The sequence below is a fragment of the Agromyces humi genome (genome assembly GCF_009720255.1).
GTDB classification, from domain to species: Bacteria; Actinomycetota; Actinomycetes; order Actinomycetales; family Microbacteriaceae; genus Agromyces; species Agromyces humi.
In genome coordinates, this window is sequence record NZ_WJSP02000519.1 from 1 (window position 1) to 2,112 (window position 2,112).

General features: G+C 70.5%; 3 protein-coding genes and 1 pseudogene. 3 read left to right on the top strand and 1 reads right to left on the bottom strand.

Going from position 1 to position 2,112, the window contains the following annotated elements; translation table 11 throughout:
- The 3 genes and pseudogenes from tdh to GH736_RS21680 all read left to right on the top strand — a co-directional run.
- A pseudogene (gene tdh, locus GH736_RS25335) lies at window positions 1-138 on the top strand (L-threonine 3-dehydrogenase); the annotation flags it as partial.
- The gene (locus GH736_RS24375) at window positions 108-392 is read left to right on the top strand and encodes a hypothetical protein (RefSeq protein ID WP_162529591.1); all 285 of its coding nucleotides are present in this window, start codon (window positions 108-110) and stop codon (window positions 390-392) included. The pseudogene tdh and the gene GH736_RS24375, both read left to right, overlap by 31 nt.
- Window positions 377-1,162: a glucosamine-6-phosphate deaminase gene (locus tag GH736_RS21680; RefSeq protein ID WP_159606990.1), complete on the top strand. Its 786-nt coding sequence runs from the start codon at window positions 377-379 to the stop codon at window positions 1,160-1,162. Before GH736_RS24375 ends, GH736_RS21680 begins: the two co-directional genes overlap by 16 nt.
- Before the next feature lie 94 nt (window positions 1,163-1,256).
- Here GH736_RS21680 and GH736_RS21685 read toward each other — a convergent pair whose 3' ends face one another.
- The gene (locus GH736_RS21685) at window positions 1,257-1,847 is read right to left on the bottom strand and encodes a TetR/AcrR family transcriptional regulator (protein ID WP_159606992.1); all 591 of its coding nucleotides are present in this window, start codon (window positions 1,845-1,847) and stop codon (window positions 1,257-1,259) included.
- Window positions 1,848-2,112 lie beyond the last annotated feature (265 nt).

The window sequence follows — 2,112 nt, forward strand, 5'->3', positions numbered from 1 at the left end:
ATCGCCCTGCTCGGCCTCCCCTCCGAGCCGTATGCGATCGACTGGGGCAAGGTCGTCACGCACATGCTCACCCTGAAGGGCATCTACGGCCGCGAGATGTTCGAGACGTGGAACTCGATGAGCGCGAGCGGTTCCTCACCGGCGTCGCGTCGGCGGTGCGCCTGCTGGTGCTCACGACCGACGTGGATGACGTGGTCATCGGGGGAGGGCTCGCCGCGCTCGGCGACCCGCTCCTCACCGGAACGCGCCGTATCCTGAGCGGGTGGGCCGCGGACTCCGCGTTCCTCGCATCCCTCGACCTCCCGTCGCGCGTGCAGGTCATCCCGCTCGGATTCCCGGCGGCCGCAGTCGGCGCCGCCCTCGTAGGAGAACATCAATGGCTGAAGTCGTGATCGTCCGCGACGAGGATGCCGCGGGCGACCTCGTCGCCGGCGCCATCGTCGACCTGATCCGCTCGAAGCCCGACGCCGTGCTGGGCCTGGCGACGGGGTCGACCCCGCTCGCGAGCTATCGTGCCCTCGCGCGGCGCATCGCCGACGAGGGGATCGACGTGCGCGGGGTGCGCGGGTTCGCGCTCGACGAGTACGTGGGGCTGCCAGCGGGGCATCCCGAGAGCTACCGCGCGGTGATCACCCGCGAGGTCGTCGAGCCGTTGGGCCTGACCCCCGAGCTGGTGCGGGTGCCCAACGGCGACCCGGCGACGATCGAGCATGCGGGCGCCGACTACGAGGCGGCGATCACCGCGTCGGGTGGGGTGGACCTGCAGATCCTGGGAATCGGCCGCACGGGGCATATCGGGTTCAACGAGCCGGGCTCCTCGCTCGCGTCGCTGACCCGGGTGAAGACCCTCACCGAGCCGACCCGTGCCGACAACGCGCGGTTCTTCGACTCGCCCGACGACGTGCCCATGCACTGCATCACCCAGGGCATCGGCACGATCCTGCGCGCTCGGCACCTGGTGCTCCTCGCGTTCGGCGAGGCCAAGGCCCACGCCGTCGCGGCCGCGGTCGAGGGCCCGGTCTCGGCGAGCCAGCCGGGCTCGGCGATCCAGCTGCACCCGCACGCGACCGTGATCGTCGACGAGGCGGCCGCCTCCGAGCTGGAGAACCTCGACTACTACCGGCACGCCTGGGCGCACAAGCCCGGGTGGCAGGGCATCTGATCCCCGTCGGCTGACACGGCGAGCGGATGCCGCGAGCCGGCGCCGCGCGTCGCACGCCGGTGCGCCGTGGCATCCGTCGCTCTCGCGTGCATCGTCAGTGGGGGAGCACCTCGGGCAGGGCGGCGAGGAAGGCCTCCTCGTCGAAGTCGGGCACGATCGCGCGCTGGATCATGAAGCCCGGTGCGACGCCGAGCACGACCGGAGCGACCCGCGTCGCCCACGCCTCGGGATCGCCGTCCACCCGGCCCGGCTCCGCCGTGGCCCATTCGACGAGCCGCTGTCGCACGGTCTCGCGCACGCGCGCGAGCACCCCCTGCACGAGCTCGCCCATCTCGGGATCGACCGCGGCCTCGGCCCACAGCTGCACGATCACGTGACTGAACGGCTCGCGCCGCATGCCGTCGAGCAGGGTGGCCATCACCACGCCGGGCGGGAGCGCCTCGCCGTGCGCGCGCTGTTCCTCGAGGTCGACCTGCCGCGCCGCGAGGACCCGGCCGGCGACCGCCGCGAAGAGCTCCTGCTTGCCGGCGAAGTAGCCGTAGATCGCGCCCGCCGACAGACCGGACTCCTCGATCACGTCGGCCATCGACGTGCGCTGGTACCCCTTCGCGGCGAAGCAGCGCAGTGCCGCGCCGATGATCTCGTCGCGTCGAGCGGTGCGGTGCGCCTCGGTGACCTTGGGCATTGCTCCTCCTCGAAAAAGAACGCTCGTTCCTTGACAACGATAGGCGATGCGAGGATTCTAATAAAGAACGAACATTCGCTTTCTTGGAGGAATCATGGCCGCCCATCCGGATGCCACCACGGCGACCAGGCCGAGGATCACCCCCGAAGCAACGACGATCATGATCGGCGTCGGATCCTCGATGAAGTGGGTGATCCTCGGCCTGGTCGCCGTCATCCTCCTCTGGACCATCTACTGGTTCGCGTTCGGACGCCGCGTACCTAGG